We start from the raw sequence: 20,200 nt of genomic DNA on the forward strand, positions 1-20,200 counted from the left end.
GCCTAAGAGTCTTCTCATCTGCGTCTTAATTCCACCTTAATCAGGCAGACCAGGATGAAGAGTATGAATTCCACTCTGAGAATCGCCTTGTTCTCCCACGACTCCCTGGGTCTGGGGCACATCCGACGGAACCGTGCCTTGGCCTTCGCCCTGGCCAAGGACCTTCCCACACTGACCGGACGCAGAGTGAGCGGGCTGCTCATCGCAGGCAACCCCGAGGCCACTCGCTTCGATCTCCCTGCTGGATGGGACTGGGTGATTCTGCCAGGTGTGACCCCATCTGCCGGAGGGTACGAGCCCCGGGCATTGGCCTCGTCGATGGAAGGGCTCAGCGCCCTGCGGGCCGCCGCGATCACCGCGATCCTTGACCAGCAGGACCCTGAACTCTTCATCGTCGATCGCCACCCCTTCGGCATCGACGGCGAACTTCACGAAGCGCTCGACCACGTCAGGGCCCGCGGGTGCCGCACGGTCCTCGGCCTGCGCGAGGTCCTCGACACCCCCGCGGTGATCGAACGCGAATGGGATCGTGTCGGCGGAGCCGGCGTCGTCGCCGATGCCTTCGACGAGGTCTGGATCTACGGTGACCCGGACGTCTACGACCCAAGGGTGACCGGGGAAGTGCCTGAGGAGCTTGCGCGCATCGCGGAATGCACCGGATACCTGGCGATGGAACGCCCCGTGGAGCACTCCGTGGAACGTGTGGCGACAATACGTGGACGATTCGTCCTCACCTGCCTGGGAGGAGGCTCAGACGGGGCCGACCTCGCGTCGATCGCGGTACGTGCGCGTCCACCGGCAGGCCACACCCACCTGGTCGTGACGGGTCCCCAGATGGACTTCGCCGAGTTCGAAGCTCTCAAACGATCCGCCTCGGAGTCGACCATCGTCATCCGACACAGCGACGACGTTCCCGGCCTCATCGACAGGGCATCCGCACTCGTCTGCATGGGGGGATACAACACCATCAGCGAGGTGATCGCAACGACGACTCCGGCCCTCGTCGTCCCCCGGAACGGGCATCGTGCTGAGCAGCCTCGGCGGGCATCTGCGCTTGCCGCGGTCGGCGCGATCGACACGCTGTCCATTGATCGGATGAGCGCAACGGCACTCAGCGATTGGTTCAGCCGGCAGGTCGATCACTCCATCGACCGTTCGCACATCGACCTGGCAGGGTTGGCCGCGGTCGCGCACCTCGCTGCCGAACTCATTGGCCCGCACGTCACTGCCATCGTCCCTGACCACAGTTCCTCGGCCCTCGGTGCCGTCGCTTCAATCGAGGAGGCCAGCTATGCAGGCTGAACACGCACTCACACACGCACGCACATCTGCACCCACGCCCACACACCTGAGCACCAAACGCGCCTACGTCCTGAAGATGTACCCGCGCTTCTCCGAGACCTTCATCGTCTCCGAGATCCTCGCCAGGGAAGCCGCGGGGGAGGAGCTCCTCATCTTCTCCCTGCGGCCGAGCACCGATACCCGCTTCCACCCGGAGCTGGCCAGGGTCAAGGCCCCTGTCATCCACGTCGAACGGCCTTCGAGTGCCCGCAGCTTCTGGCAGACCTGGCAGGAGAGCATGCAGGATCCGAGGATCGCCGCTGGTCTCAAGGCCCACCTCGGCGACATCACCGAGCTGAGCCACGACGATGCCGTCCAGGCCGCTGCCGTGGCTCGCTTGGCACTCGAACACGAGGTCACCCACCTCCACGCCCACTTCGCGTCGGTGGCGACGACGGTGGCTCGAGCCGCCTCGGCGTTGACGGGGATCGCGTATTCGTTCACCACGCATGCGAAGGACATCTTCCATGAGAGCGTCGAACTTAACGATCTGAGCGCCAAGGTCGCCGACGCCGACCACGTCATCGCCATCAGCGACTACAACCACAGCTATCTGCGCCGCACCCTCGGCCCTGAGCTCAGCGAGCGGATTGTCGTCGTGCGCAACGGTCTCGAACTCGACCGTTTCCCCTATCGTCCCGACATCGATGAGCGACCAATCGGTTCGGCGCAGTCGATTCCCTCGCTTTTGGCCGTCGGTCGCCTCGTTGAGAAGAAGGGTTTCGCGCATCTGCTCACCGCGCTCGCCCGACTGCGCGACGCCGGCCTGCCCTGTCACCTCGATCTCGTCGGTACGGGTCCGCTTGAGGACGAGCTGCGCGAGCTCATCGTCACGCTCCACCTCACCGAACTCGTCGACATGCACGGAGCGCTGACCCAGTCCGAGGTCCGCGAGATGTTCGTCAGCCACGACCTCCTCGTCGCCCCGTTCGTCATCGGCGCCGACGGCAATGCCGATGGCCTGCCGACCGTCCTGCTCGAAGGCATGGCCACCGGAATCCCATGCATCGCAGGCACAGTCACGGCCGTGCCCGAGGTCATCATCAACGATGAGACCGGGTGGCTGGTCGAAGGGGATGCCCCCGATCAGATCGCATCCACCATCGCCGAGGCGGTCCATCGTCTGCAGGAGAATCCAGCGTCCGTACGAGAGATCACCGATGCTGCTCGCCGCCTTGTGTGCCGAGAGCACGACTCGCGCTCCCAGGCCCGCGAACTTGCCGACCTGGTGACCGGCGCAGTCGCGACCGAGACCCCGGCGGCAGACGTGCTCGGTCAAGCCGAATCCAACACGGGTCACCCCGCGTCGAACACCGACCGAGCCGCATCGAACACCGACCGAGAACTGGAGCACGTGTCATGAGAATCGCCTACGTTCTGCTCGACCCGGGCATCGGAGTATTCGGCACCAAGGGCGCAAGCGTCCACGTGCAGGAAGTCATCCGCACCTTCAGACACCTCGGGCATGAGGTCAGCGTCTTCTGCACCCGCACCGATGACGAGGTCCCGAGCGACCTCGCCGATCTCGACGTCACTCGCCTCAAGGTGCCCGGCGGTCTTGATCGAAGCCAACGGGAGATGGCGCTCATGCGTCTGTCCGACATGCTCGCCGATATGGTCGTCGACACCGCGGGTGCCGGAGCTGACCAGGGCTTCGACCTCGTCTACGAACGGTATTCGCTGTTCTCCACCGCCGGGGCGCTGATCAGCAGCCGTCTCGGCGTGCCTCTGGTCCTCGAGGTCAACGCACCGCTGCTCGCCGAGCAGAAGCAGCATCGCGGACTCGTCCACGATGCGCATGCCGCCCGGACCACAGCCCACAGCTTCGTCGAAGCCGAACGGATCGTCTGTGTCAGTTCCGCTGTTGCCGCCTGTGTGGAGCGGGACTACCCAGGACTGCGCGATGTCTCGGTGGTCCCCAACGGTGTGAACACGGAGCGGATCACACCGGCACGTTCTTCTGAAGGAGTGGGCAGCCTCGGCGAGGAACCAGGTCACGGTGAGGCACCAGGTCACGATGGGCCGGTGACAAGTCACGATCGACCTGTGCGGATCGGATTTGTGGGAACCCTCAAACCCTGGCACGGCACCGACCGGCTCATCGAGGCCTGTGCCGATCTGCGTGGGAACTTCCATCTCGATATCCTCGGGCACGGACCGGAGGCGGAGGCTCTGCAGAAGCAGGCGAAGGCTCTTCGCCTCGGTGACCGTGTGACCTTCCACGGGGCGCTCGCCCCCGCAGAGATTCCTGCCCGACTGCGCACCTTCGATATTGCTGTGGCCCCGTACCCGGCGGGGGAGAACTACTTCTCACCTCTGAAGATCTACGAGTACCTGGCAGCGGGACTGCCCATCGTCGCCTCGGCGATCGGTTCGATTCCCGAGGTCCTCGACGGGACCGGTGCGGCGACGCTTGTGCCTGCCGGCGACTCCAGTGCGCTGGCAGGTGCCCTGCAGAACCTCATCGACGACGCCGAGGCGAGGCAGCGGATGGGTGCTGCCGCCCGTGCCGAAGCACTTACCCATCATTCGTGGACCAGTCGGTGCCAGGAGATACTGGCGCCGTTCGTGTTGGAGTCGGTATGAGTCAGACCTCGAAAGCGACGAAGTCCCAGACCAAGATCTCGCCCGGGGCGCTGAAGCGAACCCTGCGGATCCTCACCCCGCACCTGGGCCAGCATAAGTGGCTCATCGTCGGCGGGCTGGCCGCACTGTTCTGCGATGTCATCTTCCGCATCCTCGAACCATGGCCGCTCAAGATCGCCATCGATGCCGTGACCTCTGCCCTGGGCGCAGAGATCGGGCCGACCATCGGCGTCGGATCGAACGTCGGGATGACCTTGGCAGCGGCCGCGATCGGTCTGGCGGTCATCGTGGCGGGCAGAGCTGTGGCGAACTATGCCTCGACCATCTGCTTCGCGCTCGTCGGCGCCCGAGTCGCGACCCAGCTGCGCTCGCGGGTCTTCGAGCATGTGCAGGCTCTGTCGCTGAAATACCATTCGCGGGCCTCGATCGGAGACACCTCCCAGCGCCTCGTCGGCGATATCGGGCGCCTCCAGGAAGTGGCTGTGACTGCTGGTCTTCCGCTGGTGGGCAACGTCATCACCCTGGCTGTCCTCCTCGTCGTCATGGTCATCCTCGACCCGGTGCTCAGTGCCATTGTGCTCGTCACCGCAGCGATCTACGGGGTGCTGTCGAAGATTGCGACCCCGAAGATCACGACAGCCTCCCGCTCGACTCGCAAGGGCGAAGGCAGGCTCGTGGGCTCTGCCGCCGAAGCGCTGGGCGCCATCCGCGTCGTCCAGGCCTATGGCCTCGAAGGCACAGTGGCTCGCGAATTCTCCAATGGAAACGAACGTGCGCTCAAGGCCGGAGTGCGTGCCCGCCGTCTGGCCGCGGGGCTGGAACGATCAACCGACGTGCTCGTCGGCATCTCCCAGGCGCTGGTGCTCATCTTCGGCAGCTACCAGGTGCTGCGCGGGGCCATGTCCCCCGGGGACCTGGTGCTGTTCCTCATGTACCTCAAGATCGCGATGAAGCCGCTGCGCGATATGGCCAAATACACCGGCCGCATCGCCCGAGCCACCGCATCTGGGGAACGGATCGCCGATCTCCTCGACGAACCGATCGAGATTGCTGATGTCCCCGGAGCCCTGACCATGGGGCCCGTGTCCGGTGATGTCGTCTTCGACCGCATCACCTCGGCGGACGGTCATGGGAATCCGCTGTTCAACGACTTCAATCTGCTGATCCCCGCGGGTCAGAAGGTCGGGATCCTCGGCGCCTCCGGAGCCGGGAAGTCCACGTTGATGAGTTACCTGCTGCGCCTCTCGCAGCCGGAAGCGGGGTCGATATTCATCGACGGCTACGACACGCACAACGTCACCAGGTCCTCCCTGCGCTCGAACGTGTCGGTGCTCCTGCAGGAATCGGTTCTGTTCGCCGCGACCGTGCGGGAGAACATCCGCTACGGCCGCCTGGACGCCACCGACGCCGAGGTGGAGGATGCGGCTCGCGCGGCCCGGGCCGAGGAGTTCATCTTGGGATTGCCCGAGGGGTATGACACCGTGCTGGGCAACCGGGGTGACACGCTCTCCGGTGGGCAGCGACAGCGTCTGGCCATCGCCAGGGCATTGGTCCGTGACGCACCCGTCGTGGTCTTCGACGAGGCGACTTCCGGTCTTGACCCGCAGACCCGAGGGCAGGTCGCGGGCTCGGTGTCGAAGCTGACCGAAGGACGGACGAGCATCGTCATCACCCACGACCTGGCGATGATCCGCGACCTCGACCGGGTGCTGTGGCTCGAGGACGGGCAGATCGTCGAAGACGGATCGCTGAGCGAACTGGCCGGTGATCCGGACACCAGAATCGCTCGCTGGATGCGCACGCAGGCCGAGGATTCCCAGATGGGGACCACTCTCAAGGAGGTGGCGGGATGACGAATCTCCAGGGTATGGATGAGGCAACCGCAGAATTCGCGGGCCTGCCGTATGTCACCGAGCTCAGGTCAGCCGAAGCACTGTCTCAACGTGTGGGATCTGCCGTCGTCCCGACCCGGATTCGGGTCAAACCCGGCCGCAGCGCCATCGTCTCCTGGCAGCGTGAGGGCGAGAGCCGCCTCGGCGGGCTCCAAGACTGGGGGTGGAGCGCGGTTGTGACCAGCGCGGACAAACTCGCCAACATCCGCAGGCGGGCCGACCGCGCAGGTGAGCCGGTGGTCGTGCACGAATACAGCGAGCCGCGGTCCGCCGGTGCCACGGGCAGTGTGCTGCTCAGCGGATCGGTGCCGGCCGATTCGAAGCTGGGCAAGGAGATCGCCCGCGCGATGCGCACCTTGTCCGGCGCAGACACTCTTGAGGTGGTCGGCTACAACCCGGGCCGGCGCATCCTGTTCAAACACACCGGGCAGACCTCGGACGAACCCGAGTTCATCCGCATCGCCACGCGGTCCCAGCAGCACCTGGTCGGGACCGCCGCGCAGTGGGCCAGGTGGGGTCTGCCGACTCTTCCCGTCGAGCCCATCGGCAGCAGGGGCACGGCTGTGGCCTCCCCATGGTGGGGGACCGGTGACCTCGAGACCCACCCGGATCTGGCAGTGGCAGAGGAGGCCGGAGTGATCATCGCAGAACTCCACCGCCACACCCCAGCCGAGGGTGTCCCCGGCTCCTCGACATCACCGATCGATCAAGCCGATGCGGCCGCAGACGTTTTGTCATGGCTGCTGCCCGAGGTCGGCGGCACGACGGACGACATCGTCCGGCGACTTCACCATCGGATCGGGAACGAGGGCGGAACGGGGGTCGGCGCTGGAGCCGGCCTGGGTGCTCGCGCGATTCACGGCGACCTCAGCCCCGACCAGGTGCTCGTCGGCCATTCGGAATGCCGCATCATCGACCTCGATCGGGCCGGCGTCGGGCACGTCGGAATGGATCTGGGCAGGTGGGTGGCCGCCTGCCGGCGACGCACCGATGTGGGGGCCGAATCCTTGGAGACCGGTTTCCTCAACGGCTACCGAGGACCAGGTGCGGCCGAGGTCGACGTGGAGGCCTGGGCGGCTTGGGCCATGCTCGTCACGGCCCTCGAACCGTGGCGGGCGTGCCGATCGGACTGGCAGCAGGCCACAGTGCAGGCCATCGGCGCTGCGCAGCAGGCGCTGACCGCAAGCGAGAGCCGGGTCTCGTGATGGCATCACGCGTCATTCCCGACGTCGTCACGGTCGACGCAGAGACATGGGCAGTGCGCCGCGCCTGGCCGGCCAGCCGCAACCGGATCGCCATCGAGTCCCAGAACAACTCGGCGATCAGAGCCGGATTCCTCAGTGCCGGGCAGGTGGACATGCTCGACGCGGGCAGAGATCCGAAGCTTCCGGGACTCGAGCGGCTCCTCGCCTCCACCGGTAACCAGCTGATATCGCACCGGCCCGGCAAGAGAGCCGTCATCCGACTGGCCGATAGAGGCTTCGCCAAATGTGTGCGCTCCTCACGGGCGGCAGACATCATCGCCGGCCAGGACCGGGCCGAATCCTTCCGGAACGGCTTCGCACTGCCGCACGTCCTTGCAGCGGATGACTCAACAGTCGTGCTCAGCGCTCTGCCGGGCGTTGAACTCCACGATCCGCAGCGCCTTGGCGTTGATTGGTCCCGCGCCTGGACCGATGCCCTCGACGCGTGGGAGCTCGCCGCCGGAGAGACTGTGACCCCGATGCCGGTTCATTCGGCAGCATCGGAAGTGCAGGTGCTCGAAGAATGGCGAGATCGCGCCCACGAGCTCCTCGGACCACAGCTTGCTGAGGTGGACTCCTTGAGCACCGACGTGTGCGCCGATCTCCTCAATGCCGGTGCCGCCTCGGCGGGCGAAGGGAACTGGGGGCCGATCCATCGGGACCTCCACGACAAGCAGATCATGTGGGACCCGGTAGCAGGGCCAGGACTGCTCGACGTCGACACCGCCTGCCTGGGCGAACGAGAACTCGACCTCGGCAATCTGCGTGCCCACGCACGGTGGCGCACGCAGCAGGGGATCTGGACGCCAGACGACGCCGAGGTGGTGATCCGGGAGATCTCCCGCGTCACCTCGGCGAGCGGACTCGATCCACGGCGGGTGCGCACCTATGAGCGCTCAGCACTCGTGCGGCTGGCCTGCGTCTACGCGTTCCGGCCACGGTGGAGCTCGCTGACAGGCGTTCTGCTTGACGCCGCGCACGAGTAACTCATCAGCACGAGGTTGCCGGGGTTCTCAGTCCGTCGTGCTGCGGCGGGCGTCTCCCCAGATGTCGACGCCGGAATCGATCGCGAACTCATCGATGGCGGTCAGTTCCTCGGCGCTGAGCGGATCCGCGTCGAGTGCGGCGACATTGTGCTCGAGCTGCGAGACACGGCTGGACCCGATGACCAGCGAGGTCACACGATCATCGCGCAGGGCCCAGCTCAGGGCCATCTGTGCCAGCGACTGACCGCGCGCTGCCGCGATCTCGTTCAGTCCGCGGATGCGCTCGAGATTGTCCTCGGAGAGGAACCCGTCCTTGAACGACGGAGTGGCTTTGCCTGCGCGCGAATCTTCGGGGACGCCGCCGAGGTACTTGTCGGTGAGCAGCCCCTGTGCGAGAGGAGAGAACGCGATGACGCCCAACCCCTGGGCCCCTGTGGTGTCGAGCAGATCATCGGATTCGATCCAGCGGTTGACCATCGAATAGGAGGGCTGGTGGATGAGCAGCGGTGTGCCCAGATCCTTCGCCAGCGCCGAGGCCTTGGCGGTGTCGGCCGCCGAGTACGAGGAGATGCCCGCGTAGAGGGCACGTCCCGAGCGCACAGCGGTGTCGAGCGCACCGATGGTCTCCTCCAGTGGAGTCGAGGCATCGGGGCGGTGGGAGTAGAAGATGTCGACATAGTCCAAGCCCAATCGCTTCAGCGAGGCATTGAGACTGGCGAGCAGGTACTTCCGGCTCCCGCCCGGACCACCGTAGGGCCCGGGATGCATCCCCCAGCCGGCCTTGGTCGAGATGATGAGCTCGTCGCGATACGGGTGGAGGTCCTCGCGCAGCAGTCGACCGAAATTCGTCTCGGCCGAGCCGGGAGGCGGTCCGTAATTGTTCGCCAGGTCGAAATGGGTGATCCCCAGATCGAAGGCCCGACGCACGATGTCGCGCTGATTCTGGAAGGCCACATCATCGCCGAAGTTGTGCCACAGCCCCAACGACAGAGCGGGAAGAACCAAGCCGGAACGGCCGACCCGGCGATAGGTCATCGATTCATAGCGGTCATCGGCTGCTTGGTACACGGTGCCTCCTGCGGCGTGAAAAGACTCGAGATGCTGAGCTCAGCTTATGCGAGAACGAGGAACGATTCGCTGGAAGGCAGAGTGCGCGGAGGCAGTTCCCGGGACACGCCACGGACAAAGTCAGACCAGTGGTCTTGATTTTCTGGTGTGTCCTATGCCTCAATAGTCACGTGACTAAATTCCACTCGATTCGGGATCAGCTCCTCGACCGCCTTGAGTCAATGGCGGCCGGCGAGCAGTTCCCACCTGAACGCCAGCTCGCCGAGGCGCTGGGCATCTCACGGATGACTCTGCGCCGAGCCATCGACGAACTGGTCGCCAAGGGCGTGGTGCGACGCCGCCACGGTGCCGGTGTCTTCGCCCTCGGCCCCAAACTCGATCAGCCCCTGGCCGCGAGCTCCTTCACCGAGGACATGCTCGCTCGCGGCATGCGCCCCGGATCTCGTGTGCTCTCCTTCGACGTGACGGAGGCCGGAGCCCACATCGGGCGCAGGCTGCACATCGTCGAAAGCGCCGAGGTCATCACGATCCTGCGTCTGCGTCTGGCCGACGAAGAGCCGCTCGCGCTCGAAGAGCTGCACATCCCCTCTGCCCTCGTTCCCGGACTGTGCGCTGAAGACCTGGAGAACAGCTCGTTCTACGAACTGCTGCGCTCGCGCTTCGACATCGCTCTCAACCACAGCGTGCAGACCATCGAACCGACCCTCCTCGATGCCGATGAGGCGAAGGTTCTCGGTGTCCCCGAACAGTCCCCGGCGCTGCTCTTCGAGCGCACCTCACGCGGGGCCGAGGGCGTTCCCTTCGAGTTCGTCCGCTCGGTCTACCGCGGCGACCGCTACAAGATCCGCACCGAACTCACCCTGCCCGGGCAGCCCCATGAGCCCGGCCGGTCTCTCGAGTCCGATCCGCGTCTCGAACCCGACCAGACGGAAGGTGCCAGCCGATGATCATCGCCGGCCTCATGACAGGAACCTCCGCCGACGCCCTCGACGTCGTCCTCGCCGAATTCGTCCACGACGACACCGTCCTGGCCGACGAGAACAGCACCCTCCTGGACGACGAGAACACGGCCCTGGGCGTGCGCATCCTGGCGAACCGCGAGGTCGAGTTCGACGATCAGCTTCGCCGCGACATCCTGCGCCTGCTCGAACCCGCCGATGTGCCGTTGTCCCTTCTCAGCAGCGTCGATGCTCGCCTGGGACGGTTCAGTGCCGGGGCCCTGCAGCAGGTGTGCGCCGAGGCCGGAGTCGACTGCGATCTCGTGGTCTCCCACGGGCAGACAGTGCGCCATGACATCACCGACGGGGTCGTCACCTCGACCCTGCAGATCGGCCAGCCCGCTTGGATCGCCGAGGCGACCGGTGTTCCCGTGCTCTCCGACGTCCGCGCCCGCGACGTCGCCGCCGGCGGTCAGGGTGCTCCACTGGTCGGGATCCTCGACAGCCTCCTTCTCGGAGACGTCGAGGCATCGACTGCGATGCTCAACCTCGGCGGAATCGCGAACATCACCGTTCTGGCACCCGAGCGCGCTCCGCTCGCTTTCGACACTGGCCCTGCCAACGCCCTCATCGACGTCCTCGCGCGCAGGATCACCAAGGGGGAAGAGGACTTCGACCGTGACGGGGAGCTGGCCGCACGGGGTCGGGTCGACGAGGAGCTGCTCGGGCAGCTGCTCGCCGATCCGTACTACAGGCTCCCGGCGCCGAAGTCGACGGGCAAAGAGCTCTTCCACGCGGACTACCTCGACCGTTTCCTCTCAGCCCGGTCCAGCCTCGGCGAGTTCGACGCCATTGCGACGGTCACGGCACTGACCGCGCGCACAGTCTCCGATGCCTGCCACGCTCACGGGGTCACCACGATCATCGCCTCCGGCGGGGGAACCAGGAACCCGACGCTGCTGGGGCGATTGGCCTCGGAGCTCGGACCCGGCGTGACCCTGGCCAGCACGGATCAGGCCTTCGGTCTGCCGGAGGGAGCCAAAGAGGCCCTTCTGATGGCGCTGCTGGGGTGGCTGAGTTGGAACGGACTGGCAGGAACCGAGCCGAACCTCACCGGCGCCGCGCATCCGAGCATCGCCGGGCGACTGAGTCCGGGGCGCGGTCCGCTCGCACTTCCCGAGCCGCTGGCAGCCAAACCCACACGCCTGAGGATCCTGGACCGATGAGACCACTGAACAGATGAGTTTCCTGCGACGACGCAGGTCATCCGAAGAAACGCACACCCCTTGTATGAAGGAGACACACCATGCAGATCATCGACCTTCTGGTGATCATCGCCTACCTCGTCGCCACGGCGTGGTTGGGGCTGAAGCTCAGCGGAAAGCAGAAGGACCTCCAGGGCTACTTCCTGGGTGGCCGGAACATCCCTTGGTGGGCGGTGTGTCTGTCCGTGGTCGCCACGGAGACCAGCGCGCTGACGGTGATCGGCATCCCGGTCATGAGCTACCTCGGCGATATCAACTACCTGCAGCTGGGCCTGGGCTACATCCTCGGTCGAGTCGTCGTCGCATTCTTCATGCTCCCGAGATACTACGACGGTGAGATGCTCACCGCGTACGCCTACCTGGGCAAACGCTTCGGCACCTCGACCCAGACGACCGCGGGTGTGACCTTCCTGTTCACCCGTCTCCTGGCCGACGGCATCAGGGTCCTCGCCGCAGCCATTCCCGTCAAGGTGATCCTCGACGGTTTGGGCATCCACACGAACTACTTCGTCATCATCGTCGTTCTCTCGCTGGTGACGATCGCCTACACCTTCATCGGCGGGATCAAGGCCGTGGTCTGGGTCGATGTGGCCCAGATGTGCCTCTACGTCGTCGGCGGCATATTGTCGATCATCGTCATCACCGCTGCCATGGGCAGCGGCTGGCTGGGCGAGGCCGCAGCGGCCGGCAAGCTCAACATGTTCATCTTCGAGGGCAATCCGATCTCGGCAGATGCCTCGTTCATTCCCTCGCTGCTCGGCGGTGCGGTCTTCGCCATGGCCTCGCACGGCTCGGACCAGCTCATCGTGCAGCGCCTCCTGTCCTGCCGGTCCAAGATCGAAGCACAGAAGGCACTCATCGTCTCCGGCGTCGTCGTCTTCGTCCAGTTCGCGATCTTCCTCGCCGTCGGGCTGGCACTGTGGGCCTACTACGACCACGCCCTGCCTGCTGACCTGGGGCTCAGCCGTGATGACGAGATCTTCCCGCTCTTCATCATCGAAGGACTGCCCCCCGGCGTTTCGGGGCTGCTGCTGGCCGGCATCCTCGCCGCGGCCATGTCGACCCTGTCCTCGTCGCTGTCGGCACTGTCCTCCTCGACGGTCAATGATGTCTACGCACGGCTGAAGAGGACGCCGATGACCGACGCGGAGGGCTTCAAGGTCGGGCGCTGGGCGACCATCGGCTGGGGGATCGCCTTCATCCTCCCGGCCACGATCTTCCAATCCGATGAGGGCAACATCGTCATCCTCGCGTTGGGCGTCGCGGGCATCACCTACGGCGGGCTGCTCGGAGCCTTCGTCTTCGGCATCGTCAACAAGCGCGCCACAGCGGTCGATGCGAACATCACGTTCGCGCTGGCGATCGCTGTCAACGCCTTCTTCTTCGTCATGGAGAAGTACGTCACCGGCGAGGTCTGGGTCGCCTGGCAGTGGTACCCGGCCCTCGGCGTCATCGTCATGGTCTCACTCGGCGGGCTCCTGTCCCTGCGCCACCCGAAGGCACAGAACCGGAACACCGTCGCCGAGGTGGAAGGCAGCAACCGCTGATGACGCAGCCCCAGCAGCCGCCGTCCCCACGCCCGCTGTCGCCGACAGAGCAGCGCAATCCCCGCAGCGAGGGACTCGACGAGCTCGACACTCTCGGCGTCCTGAAGGTGATGAACGGCGAGGACCAGGCCGTCCTCACCGCGGTCGCGAACGCCCTGCCGCAGTTGGCGGAACTTGTCGACATCGCGGCCGAGCGGATGCGCCGAGGCGGTGCTGTCCACTACTTCGGAGCCGGCACCTCCGGTCGCTTGGGAGTCCTCGATGCCAGCGAACTCCTGCCGACGTTCAACCTCGAACCAGGTCGCGTGGTCGGACACATCGCCGGCGGCCAGGCAGCGCTGGTCAACGCGGTGGAGAACGCCGAGGACTCCGTCGATGACGGACGCAGAGTCGGGGCAGAGCTGGGCCCGGACGACGTGGCGATCGGAATCGCGGCAAGCGGTTCGACGCCTTATGTCCGCGGTGCGCTGGAGGCTGCCGGTGAGGCGGGCGCGCACACCGTGCTCATCTCGAACAATCCCGAGGCCCCCGTCGCCGAGGCGGCTGCTGACCATATCGTGCTCGACACCGGGCCCGAGGTGGTGACAGGATCAACCCGCCTCAAGGCGGGCACAGCACAGAAGCTGACCCTCAACGGCTTCTCGACGGCATTGATGATCGCCCTCGGCCGCACCTGGCGCAACCTCATGGTCTCCGTCGTCGCCACCAACGACAAACTCCGGGAGCGGACCGTGCGCATCCTCTGCGAAGCCGCGGACCTCTCGGATGCAAAGGCACGAGACCTCTTGGAGCGCTGCGGCGGCGAACTCAAGACAGCACTGGTCGTCTCCTTCACCTCGGTGACCCCTGCGGCTGCGGCCAAGCACCTCGCGGACAATGACGGGTCAGTCAAAGCTGCGATCGCCGCAGGCACCGAGGGCGGAACTGCGTCGGAGCCCGAAGCCACATGAGCGCTTTCGTCCTCGGGATCGACATCGGCGGCACCGGCAGCCGGGCCGCACTGGCGGAGGTCGATGCCACCTGGGACCTGAGCGTCGTCGCCACCATGACCGGCCCTGGGGTGGAGATCAGTGCCGCGGGCAGCAATGTTCTCGACATTGCTTCTGGCCTCATCTCCTCGGCGCAGAAGACCTGGGGCGGACGTCTCGACCAGATTGCCGGTGTGGGAATCGGCGCTACGGGAATTGCCTCGTTGTCCGAAGACCCCACGTCCGTGATCGCCGAGATCTCGGGCAGAGCAGGGGCACCCGCTGCCGCGGCGATCGACGCGGTGACTGCCCACCTCGGGGCACTCTCAGGAAGGGGAGGCGCGGTCACGGTCTTGGGCACCGGGGCGATCTCGATTGCACATCCGGGGCCGGACGAGCACGGAATCATGGCCCCGAACTGGACTCGAACCGATGGTTGGGGGCACCTGTTCGGAGATCGAGGGGGAGGAGCCTGGCTGGGGAGACGGTCTCTTGAGCTCGCGCTGCGCGCCCACGACGGGGTTGACCCGAGTGGGCGCTCGCTGCTCGAGTCCGCGACCCGACTCTTCGGCTCACCGGCCACCTGGCCGTCTCAGTTCTACACTCGCGACAATCGAGCAGGGTTGCTTGCAGACTTCGCGGTCGAGGTCGCCGCACTCTCAGACTCCGGCGACACAGTTGCCACGGGCCTGCTTCGTGAGGCTGGTATCGAAGCCGCTCGCAGTGCTCTCGCGGCAGCGAACAGCCTCGACAGTCCACTGCGCATCGCTCTCACCGGGGGACTGGTCCGGGCAGGTCAAGCACTCGTCTCCGGGTTCGGAGACGAGGCCGCTCGTCTCCATACCGGCGTCATCATCGAGGAGCCGGCCGGTGATCCGTTGGCCGGATCTGTGAGGCTTGGCGTTCTGGCTGCTGAAGGGAAGCTTCGCGCCCAGAACTCGGTGCTGTGGATGTGAAATCCTGCAGCCGTGTAAGTCAGAGAGCCTCTGCCGGTTCTCTGACCATCCGAAGTTCACGGACTCCGTCGTATTCGTCTGTTTCCACGGCACCGTCGAAGTCGAAGCCGTTTCTTCGGTAGAAAGCCTGAGCACGCGGATTCGGGTCGGCCACCCACAGAGAAGTCCGCTCGCTGCGACTGACGACAGCGTCAAGAAGCTGTTGTCCGATGCCCCAGCCGTGGACTGCAGCATATGCGTAGAGGACGAACAGCTGCCGGTCGCCTGGACGGTCCTCAGCTTCGGACGGGCCTGACAAAGCGATTCCGACGATGGCGCCGTCCTGGTCGGCGATCGCCGAGACATGGTCCGGATGATTCTCAGGCGTGATGAGTGAACTCCACATCCTCCTGCGCTTGCCCATCATGTCAGGGGAATCGAGCAGCTCATCGGGCATGAGCCCGCGATAGGTCTCGCGCCAGGTCTCAACATGGACCTGTGCCACCGCCTCGACGTCGGCGATGACGGGAGGCCGAATCACAACAGACATATGCAGAGGCTACCGCAGGCGTGCGGGAGCTCGTGTTGCGCACCGAATGTTCATCTGGCTGGCATCCCTGGACCAACCGCTGGTCAGGATCCTCAACCAGGATCGACTCTGTGAGATTGAATCGCGAATCGTCCCCGGCAGCCGTCTCTTCCGCTGTGGCTCCAGCACTATCGGCAACCGCCTCACATACGGCAGAACTCGGACTTCCCACCGGGCCGCGCACGCGGGCCTATCGGTTCTTCGAAGCGCTGCCGGCGATCGTCAGCTTCTCCGCCATCGGACTGGTGTTCATCCTGCCGTTCATCAACGCGATGGCTGGGGCGGTCTATGTGCTCATCGTCGTCGGTCTGACGCTGATACGGGCGATGCGCGGTGCGGTCGACGTCTCACGCGGCTTCGTGCGTTACCGTCGCAGCTCTCGGGTCGATTGGGGTGCCAGACTGCTCGACATCGAACGGGCGATGGATGGTCTCCCGCCGCGACCGTATCCCTGGACGGGGTTTCATGCCAAGGAGCATGCCGCGTCCATTGCCCGTGCACGCGATTTCCCGGGCACGGTGGCACGCCCATCGACACTGCTCCATGCTGTCGTCGTCGCGGCCTACAACGAACCCTATGAGGTGGTCGCCGACGGAATCCGGTCGCTCCTGCACACCTCGACCTCACCATCGAAGATCGTCGTGTTCTTCGCCTATGAGGAACGAGGCGGCCCACAGATGGCTGCGACAGCACGACGTTTGGCGACCGAATACGGTGACGGATTCGCAGCGTTCGTCCTGGTCGAACATCCTGCCGGGATACCGGGAGAGATCGCAGGAAAAGGAGCGAACATCACCTATGCGGGGCACAGACTGGCTCACTGGGTGCAGGCGAACGACATCGATCCGGAGTCGGTCCTCGTCACCAGTCTCGATTGCGACAACACACCCCATGAGGCGTACTTCGACTCCGTCGCATACGAATACGCGCTCGCTCCCGATCGCGCCCGACTCTCGTTCCAACCCATCAGCCTGTACATCACGAACATCTGGGAGGCGCCCGCGCCGTCTCGTGTCGTCGCGAGCGCGAACTGCTTCTGGAATCTCACCACAACGGTGCGTCCTCTCGCGCTGCGCAATTTCGCCTCTCACACGCAGCCGCTGACCGCTCTCATCGACATGGGATTCTGGTCGACACGGACCATCGTCGAGGACGGCCATCAGTATTGGCGCAGCTGGTTCCATTTCGATGGTGACTATCGTGTCGTTCCCATCCATGTTCCGATCTATCAGGACGCGGTGCTGGCAGGCGGATTCAGGGACACGATGGTCGCACAGTTCAAGCAGCTCAGTCGGTGGTCCTACGGCGCCAGCGATGTGCCCTATGTGGGGGTGAGGGTGTTCGCCGGTGATGCTCGAACGCCTTTCTGGCCCGGAGTCCTGCGCTTCTTCTCCCTCCTCGAGGGGCACGTCAGTCTGGCCTCGATCTCCGTCATCATCGCCGTCGGTGGGTGGATCCCATTTGTCGTTGCGTCACAGACCGGCCAGGTCACCGGCCTCATCGAGCGGATGCCGATGACGGTTGGTCTGGTACAGCAGGTCAGCATGATCGCCCTCATCGCATCCATCCTCGTCTTCAAGTCGCTGTTGCCGCCTCGCCCGGTTCATGTTCCGCAGGTACGGCGTCTGACCATCTGGCTGCAGTGGCTGCTCTATCCGCTGACTCTGCTCGTCTTCAACTCATCGACGGCGCTGCACTCACAATGGCGTCTGCTCACCGGTCGCTACCGTGAACGGTTCGATGTCACTGAAAAGGTCTCCGGCACTTCCCGCAGAACGGGCACCGGTGCTGAGTCTCGCCGCATCATGTCTTTCGACTCGCCCGTGGACTAGCAACGATTCTGTGCCCGCAATGCTGAGGAACACAATGCTGAGGAGGGTGTCATGACAGACGCCGCGCACGACCAGTTCGATGTCGAATACGACTGCATCATCTCCGGAGGTGGGCCCGCCGGCATCGTCGCCGGGCTGCTCCTGGCGCGCGGAGGTGTCAGAGTTGTGGTGGTGGAGAAGCACACTGACTTCTTCAGAGATTTCCGCGGTGACACCATCCACCCCTCAACACTGCGGCTCCTCGACGAGCTCGGACTCTACAACGAGTTCGCGCGGATCACGCACCGCAGGGTGACCAATATCAGTCTTGTCGGAGACGACGGTCGGGACTACATCCTCGGCGACCTGTCCAGACTGAACATAGCGCATCCGTTCATGACGATCGCACCTCAGTGGGACTTCCTCAATCTGCTGGCAAAGGCGGGGGAGGCTGAACCTGGATTCGATCTGCGGATGGGAGTCGAGATGACCTCATTGATCTGGGACGACGACAGGGTCGTCGGCGTCCGGGCACAGACTCCCGAAGGTGAGACCGAGTTGCGTGCGCCACTCGTCGTCGCTGCCGACGGACGCTGGTCGAAGGCTCGGGACGAGGCGCAGCTGTCGATGCGGGAACTGCGGTCCACGATCGACGTGTGGTGGTTCCGGATCGACACCCAGGCGCAGCTGGCCGAATCTGTTGCTCCCCGAGCCAAGGGCGGCAATGTGTTCGTCGCGATACCGCGCGACGGGCATGTCCAGATGGCTCGTCTCATCCCGAAGGGCGAGGACGTACGGTTCCGTGAGCAGGGGATCGAGTCTCTTCGTCGTGCGGTCGCAGAGACATTCCCCGCTCTGGCAGACGATGTCGAAGCACTCCAGCTTGATGACGTGAAGCTCCTCGATGTGCGCCGCAACGAAGCCAAACGCTGGTTCATCGACGGGCTGCTGTGCATCGGCGACTCCGTCCATGCCATGAGTCCGCTGGGTGGAGTCGGCGTCAACCTGGCGGTCCAGGATGGTGTGGCCACGGCCCGTCTTCTGGCCGAGGCCCTGCGTGCAAGGACCGTGTCCACCCGCGATCTCAAGCGAGTCCAGCGCCGACGATTGCTGACGACGAAAGCCGTCGAGCTGCTGCAGGGCGGCATTCACCGAATGATCGAGCCGGTCGTCCACAACGGCGGAGTCATCCGCCCGCCGGCGCCGATCCTGTGGCTGCTGACGACGTTCCCCGCGCTGACCGTGATTCCGGCGCACATCCTCGGCCTGGGTGTCACCCCCGAACACGCTCCGGACTTCGCCCGCCGTACAGCCGACGGTATCGACCGGAGGGCAGAGGATCGGAGGGCGGAGGGCCAAAGCCGGACCGCGCAGGAAGCCTAGTCCCGGTATCGACGCTGCCGCGCCAGCAGCGTGGTCAGTTGGTGACATTCTGCTTCGGTCATCGAATCCAGACCGAAGCGGGCATCGGCGACGATCTGACTGGCGCGATCGGTCAGGGCCCGACCTCGCGGCGTGATCTCGGCGAAGACCTCACCGTCGTCACCGGGCTCCAGAACTCTTTCGATCAGCCCATTGTCTTCGAGCCACCTGACCGAGGAGAAGGACGAGCTGGCTTCAACTTGCAGTTGGTCCGTGAGCTCGACCAGAGGGAGCGCGCCCTGCTGGTCGAAGAACAGGAGGAGCAGCACCTCGTATCGCGCATAGGTCAGCCCCAATGGACGAAGCTTCTCGTCGAGGTCGGAGATGAGGCGGCGGTGAGCACGCATCAGCTCCGTCGCCGTCTGCATGCGGTCCCGTTCAGGCCACCGCAGCTCCCATGAGCTTGCAGCCCTGGCAACAGGGTCGTTCAACGCAGGCAGTGCGCTGCCGATTCTGAATTCCTCGGACTTGCTGAAGCCGTGGCCGGTATCGAGCTCCATGGTCGACCACTCTCCGGTGTCCACGTCAGGGCCCGGCCCCGTGCGCACGGTCGAGTGACCAACGGTTGTCTCTCCTGCATTGAAACGACGTTCACCATCGACCACGGTCGGCTCACTGTGTGGTTCGACGTCGTCTTCGCGGTCGTAGTCGTATTCGTAGCCGTAAGCATCCTCGGAATCGGAGTCGCCCTCGACATCGGCCTGGAGGTCCGCGTCGATCTCCAGGTTCGTATCCGGTTGCTCAGCGTCATCCTCTTTGTTCTTGTCATTGAAGGATTTGATGGCAGAACGCAGTCCGGAGCGCTGAATCACCGTCTGGATGGTGAGGTCCCTTTCGTCCGGTCGTCCGACAAAACGGATATCGCGCAGGCCTTGGTCCTGGGCAGCAGACTCGAAGACGAAATGCCCGTATCTGAAGATCCGACCCATGAGCGGTTTGTGCACCGAGATGTCGAGAATACGCGACATCGGCATCGTCGCCTTGTGCTGGGTGAAGAGCCCGTGGATTCTGAACACTCGCATGTTCGTGATGACGAACCGGTCCATATGCACGAACAGTGCACGGTAGACGCCGAACAGGGCAATGGCGGCGCCGATGCCAAGCGGGATCGGGGCGAAGTCAACTGGGACCGCGAAGCTGATGGCTGCGACGGCCAATCCAAGCGCAATGATGAGCGAGGGGGCGACAAAGGCGAGGAAATGGCGACGTACTTCGTCGACAATGAGCTCACCCTCTTCGGCGATGAGGTGATTTTCGACCCTCGGATCGATCAGTCCCCTGAACACGTCAGGCTGCTTCCGGCGCGATTACGAGGACAGAGTAGTGAAGAAAGTGACCAATGAGCCGACACCGGTTCCCACTGCCTCGAACGCGTTCCGCACTGCATCGGCTGAATCTTCTGGCCGACTGAACAGATAGAACGCCACAAATATGACGACGAGCGTGAGGACGGCCTTTTTTACCCACTTCACAATGGACTCCTCTTTGCCGCGTCGCTGGGAAGGCGGATGCGGACAATTGGTTGCACAACCCGTTAATCGTAACCGCCCTTGCTGGGTGCCTCGGAGTAGGCGCGCCCAAAACCTGTGATCGTCATCTCATATACCG

General features: G+C 64.7%; 16 protein-coding genes. 13 read left to right on the forward strand and 3 right to left on the reverse strand.

All coding sequences use genetic code 11. The features are described 5' to 3' along the window. The first annotated feature begins 63 nt into the window (after window positions 1–63). The 6 genes from HU144_RS06235 to HU144_RS06260 are packed head-to-tail and all read left to right on the forward strand — an operon-like array spanning window position 64 to window position 8,049. Entirely contained in the window at window positions 64–1,302 is a 1,239-nt protein-coding gene (locus HU144_RS06235) for a glycosyltransferase family protein (protein ID WP_235350593.1), read from the forward strand. Beyond that, the gene (locus tag HU144_RS06240; RefSeq protein WP_235350594.1) at window positions 1,292–2,704 is read left to right on the forward strand and encodes a glycosyltransferase family 4 protein; all 1,413 of its coding nucleotides are present in this window, start codon (window positions 1,292–1,294) and stop codon (window positions 2,702–2,704) included. The genes HU144_RS06235 and HU144_RS06240 overlap by 11 nt, the downstream gene beginning before the upstream one ends. Next, window positions 2,701–3,927, forward strand: a complete 1,227-nt coding sequence (locus HU144_RS06245; protein WP_235350595.1) for a glycosyltransferase family 4 protein — start codon at window positions 2,701–2,703, stop codon at window positions 3,925–3,927. The genes HU144_RS06240 and HU144_RS06245 overlap by 4 nt, the downstream gene beginning before the upstream one ends. Then, on the forward strand, window positions 3,924–5,780 hold the full coding sequence (locus tag HU144_RS06250) for an ABC transporter ATP-binding protein (RefSeq protein WP_235350596.1): 1,857 nt from the start codon (window positions 3,924–3,926) through the stop codon (window positions 5,778–5,780). The genes HU144_RS06245 and HU144_RS06250 overlap by 4 nt, the downstream gene beginning before the upstream one ends. Next, window positions 5,777–7,024 (forward strand): phosphotransferase, encoded by a 1,248-nt coding sequence (locus HU144_RS06255; RefSeq protein WP_235350597.1) that lies wholly within the window; start codon window positions 5,777–5,779, stop codon window positions 7,022–7,024. Before HU144_RS06250 ends, HU144_RS06255 begins: the two co-directional genes overlap by 4 nt. Next, window positions 7,024–8,049: a phosphotransferase gene (locus tag HU144_RS06260; protein WP_235350598.1), complete on the forward strand. Its 1,026-nt coding sequence runs from the start codon at window positions 7,024–7,026 to the stop codon at window positions 8,047–8,049. The genes HU144_RS06255 and HU144_RS06260 overlap by 1 nt, the downstream gene beginning before the upstream one ends. Window positions 8,050–8,076: 27 nt before the next feature. On the opposite strand, the gene mgrA is transcribed toward HU144_RS06260, so the two are convergent. Then, entirely contained in the window at window positions 8,077–9,117 is a 1,041-nt protein-coding gene (gene mgrA / locus HU144_RS06265) for an L-glyceraldehyde 3-phosphate reductase (protein ID WP_328284277.1), read from the reverse strand. A 170-nt stretch (window positions 9,118–9,287) separates the two neighbouring features. Here mgrA and HU144_RS06270 point away from each other — a divergent pair, with 170 nt between their 5' ends. The 5 genes from HU144_RS06270 (at window position 9,288) to HU144_RS06290 (ending at window position 14,791) form a co-directional block, all read left to right on the forward strand. After that, on the forward strand, window positions 9,288–10,064 hold the full coding sequence (locus tag HU144_RS06270) for a GntR family transcriptional regulator (protein WP_235350599.1): 777 nt from the start codon (window positions 9,288–9,290) through the stop codon (window positions 10,062–10,064). Then, window positions 10,061–11,281 carry an anhydro-N-acetylmuramic acid kinase gene (locus tag HU144_RS06275; protein ID WP_235350600.1) on the forward strand — a complete coding sequence of 407 codons (1,221 nt, stop codon included), beginning with the start codon at window positions 10,061–10,063 and terminating at the stop codon, window positions 11,279–11,281. The genes HU144_RS06270 and HU144_RS06275 overlap by 4 nt, the downstream gene beginning before the upstream one ends. A gap of 80 nt (window positions 11,282–11,361) precedes the next feature. Then, window positions 11,362–12,867: a sodium:solute symporter gene (locus HU144_RS06280; protein WP_235350601.1), complete on the forward strand. Its 1,506-nt coding sequence runs from the start codon at window positions 11,362–11,364 to the stop codon at window positions 12,865–12,867. Next, window positions 12,867–13,817, forward strand: coding sequence for an N-acetylmuramic acid 6-phosphate etherase (gene murQ / locus HU144_RS06285; RefSeq protein WP_235350602.1), 951 nt, complete (start codon window positions 12,867–12,869; stop codon window positions 13,815–13,817). The genes HU144_RS06280 and murQ overlap by 1 nt, the downstream gene beginning before the upstream one ends. Next, on the forward strand, window positions 13,814–14,791 hold the full coding sequence (locus HU144_RS06290; protein WP_235350603.1) for an N-acetylglucosamine kinase: 978 nt from the start codon (window positions 13,814–13,816) through the stop codon (window positions 14,789–14,791). Before murQ ends, HU144_RS06290 begins: the two co-directional genes overlap by 4 nt. Before the next feature lie 19 nt (window positions 14,792–14,810). Here HU144_RS06290 and HU144_RS06295 read toward each other — a convergent pair whose 3' ends face one another. Then, window positions 14,811–15,320, reverse strand: a complete 510-nt coding sequence (locus HU144_RS06295) for a GNAT family N-acetyltransferase (RefSeq protein ID WP_235350604.1) — start codon at window positions 15,318–15,320, stop codon at window positions 14,811–14,813. A gap of 110 nt (window positions 15,321–15,430) precedes the next feature. Between HU144_RS06295 and HU144_RS06300 the strand changes: the two genes are divergently transcribed. Both HU144_RS06300 and HU144_RS06305 read left to right on the forward strand, forming a co-directional pair. Further along, window positions 15,431–17,191, forward strand: coding sequence for a hypothetical protein (locus HU144_RS06300; RefSeq protein ID WP_235350605.1), 1,761 nt, complete (start codon window positions 15,431–15,433; stop codon window positions 17,189–17,191). Window positions 17,192–17,242: 51 nt separating this feature from the next. Next, window positions 17,243–18,553 (forward strand): FAD-dependent oxidoreductase, encoded by a 1,311-nt coding sequence (locus HU144_RS06305; RefSeq protein WP_235350606.1) that lies wholly within the window; start codon window positions 17,243–17,245, stop codon window positions 18,551–18,553. On the opposite strand, the gene HU144_RS06310 is transcribed toward HU144_RS06305, so the two are convergent. After that, entirely contained in the window at window positions 18,550–19,878 is a 1,329-nt protein-coding gene (locus tag HU144_RS06310; RefSeq protein WP_235350607.1) for a PH domain-containing protein, read from the reverse strand. The two genes, HU144_RS06305 and HU144_RS06310, sit on opposite strands and share 4 nt — an antisense overlap. Window positions 19,879–20,200: the final 322 nt, after the last annotated feature.

This window comes from Brevibacterium sp. UCMA 11752 (genome assembly GCF_021532235.1).
Lineage (GTDB): Bacteria > Actinomycetota > Actinomycetes > Actinomycetales > Brevibacteriaceae > Brevibacterium > Brevibacterium antiquum.

What these genes read in the sequence shown, in the direction of transcription:
- HU144_RS06295 (WP_235350604.1), bottom strand. Translation starts at nt 15,320, where the DNA reads ATGTCTGTTGTGATTCGGCCTCCCGTCATCGCCGACGTCGAGGCGGTG.
- HU144_RS06305 (WP_235350606.1), top strand. Translation starts at nt 17,243, where the DNA reads ATGACAGACGCCGCGCACGACCAGTTCGATGTCGAATACGACTGCATC.
- HU144_RS06240 (WP_235350594.1), top strand. Translation starts at nt 1,292, where the DNA reads ATGCAGGCTGAACACGCACTCACACACGCACGCACATCTGCACCCACG.
- murQ (WP_235350602.1), top strand. Translation starts at nt 12,867, where the DNA reads ATGACGCAGCCCCAGCAGCCGCCGTCCCCACGCCCGCTGTCGCCGACA.
- HU144_RS06250 (WP_235350596.1), top strand. Translation starts at nt 3,924, where the DNA reads ATGAGTCAGACCTCGAAAGCGACGAAGTCCCAGACCAAGATCTCGCCC.
- HU144_RS06235 (WP_235350593.1), top strand. Translation starts at nt 64, where the DNA reads ATGAATTCCACTCTGAGAATCGCCTTGTTCTCCCACGACTCCCTGGGT.
- HU144_RS06245 (WP_235350595.1), top strand. Translation starts at nt 2,701, where the DNA reads ATGAGAATCGCCTACGTTCTGCTCGACCCGGGCATCGGAGTATTCGGC.
- HU144_RS06260 (WP_235350598.1), top strand. Translation starts at nt 7,024, where the DNA reads ATGGCATCACGCGTCATTCCCGACGTCGTCACGGTCGACGCAGAGACA.
- HU144_RS06255 (WP_235350597.1), top strand. Translation starts at nt 5,777, where the DNA reads ATGACGAATCTCCAGGGTATGGATGAGGCAACCGCAGAATTCGCGGGC.
- HU144_RS06280 (WP_235350601.1), top strand. Translation starts at nt 11,362, where the DNA reads ATGCAGATCATCGACCTTCTGGTGATCATCGCCTACCTCGTCGCCACG.
- HU144_RS06275 (WP_235350600.1), top strand. Translation starts at nt 10,061, where the DNA reads ATGATCATCGCCGGCCTCATGACAGGAACCTCCGCCGACGCCCTCGAC.
- HU144_RS06290 (WP_235350603.1), top strand. Translation starts at nt 13,814, where the DNA reads ATGAGCGCTTTCGTCCTCGGGATCGACATCGGCGGCACCGGCAGCCGG.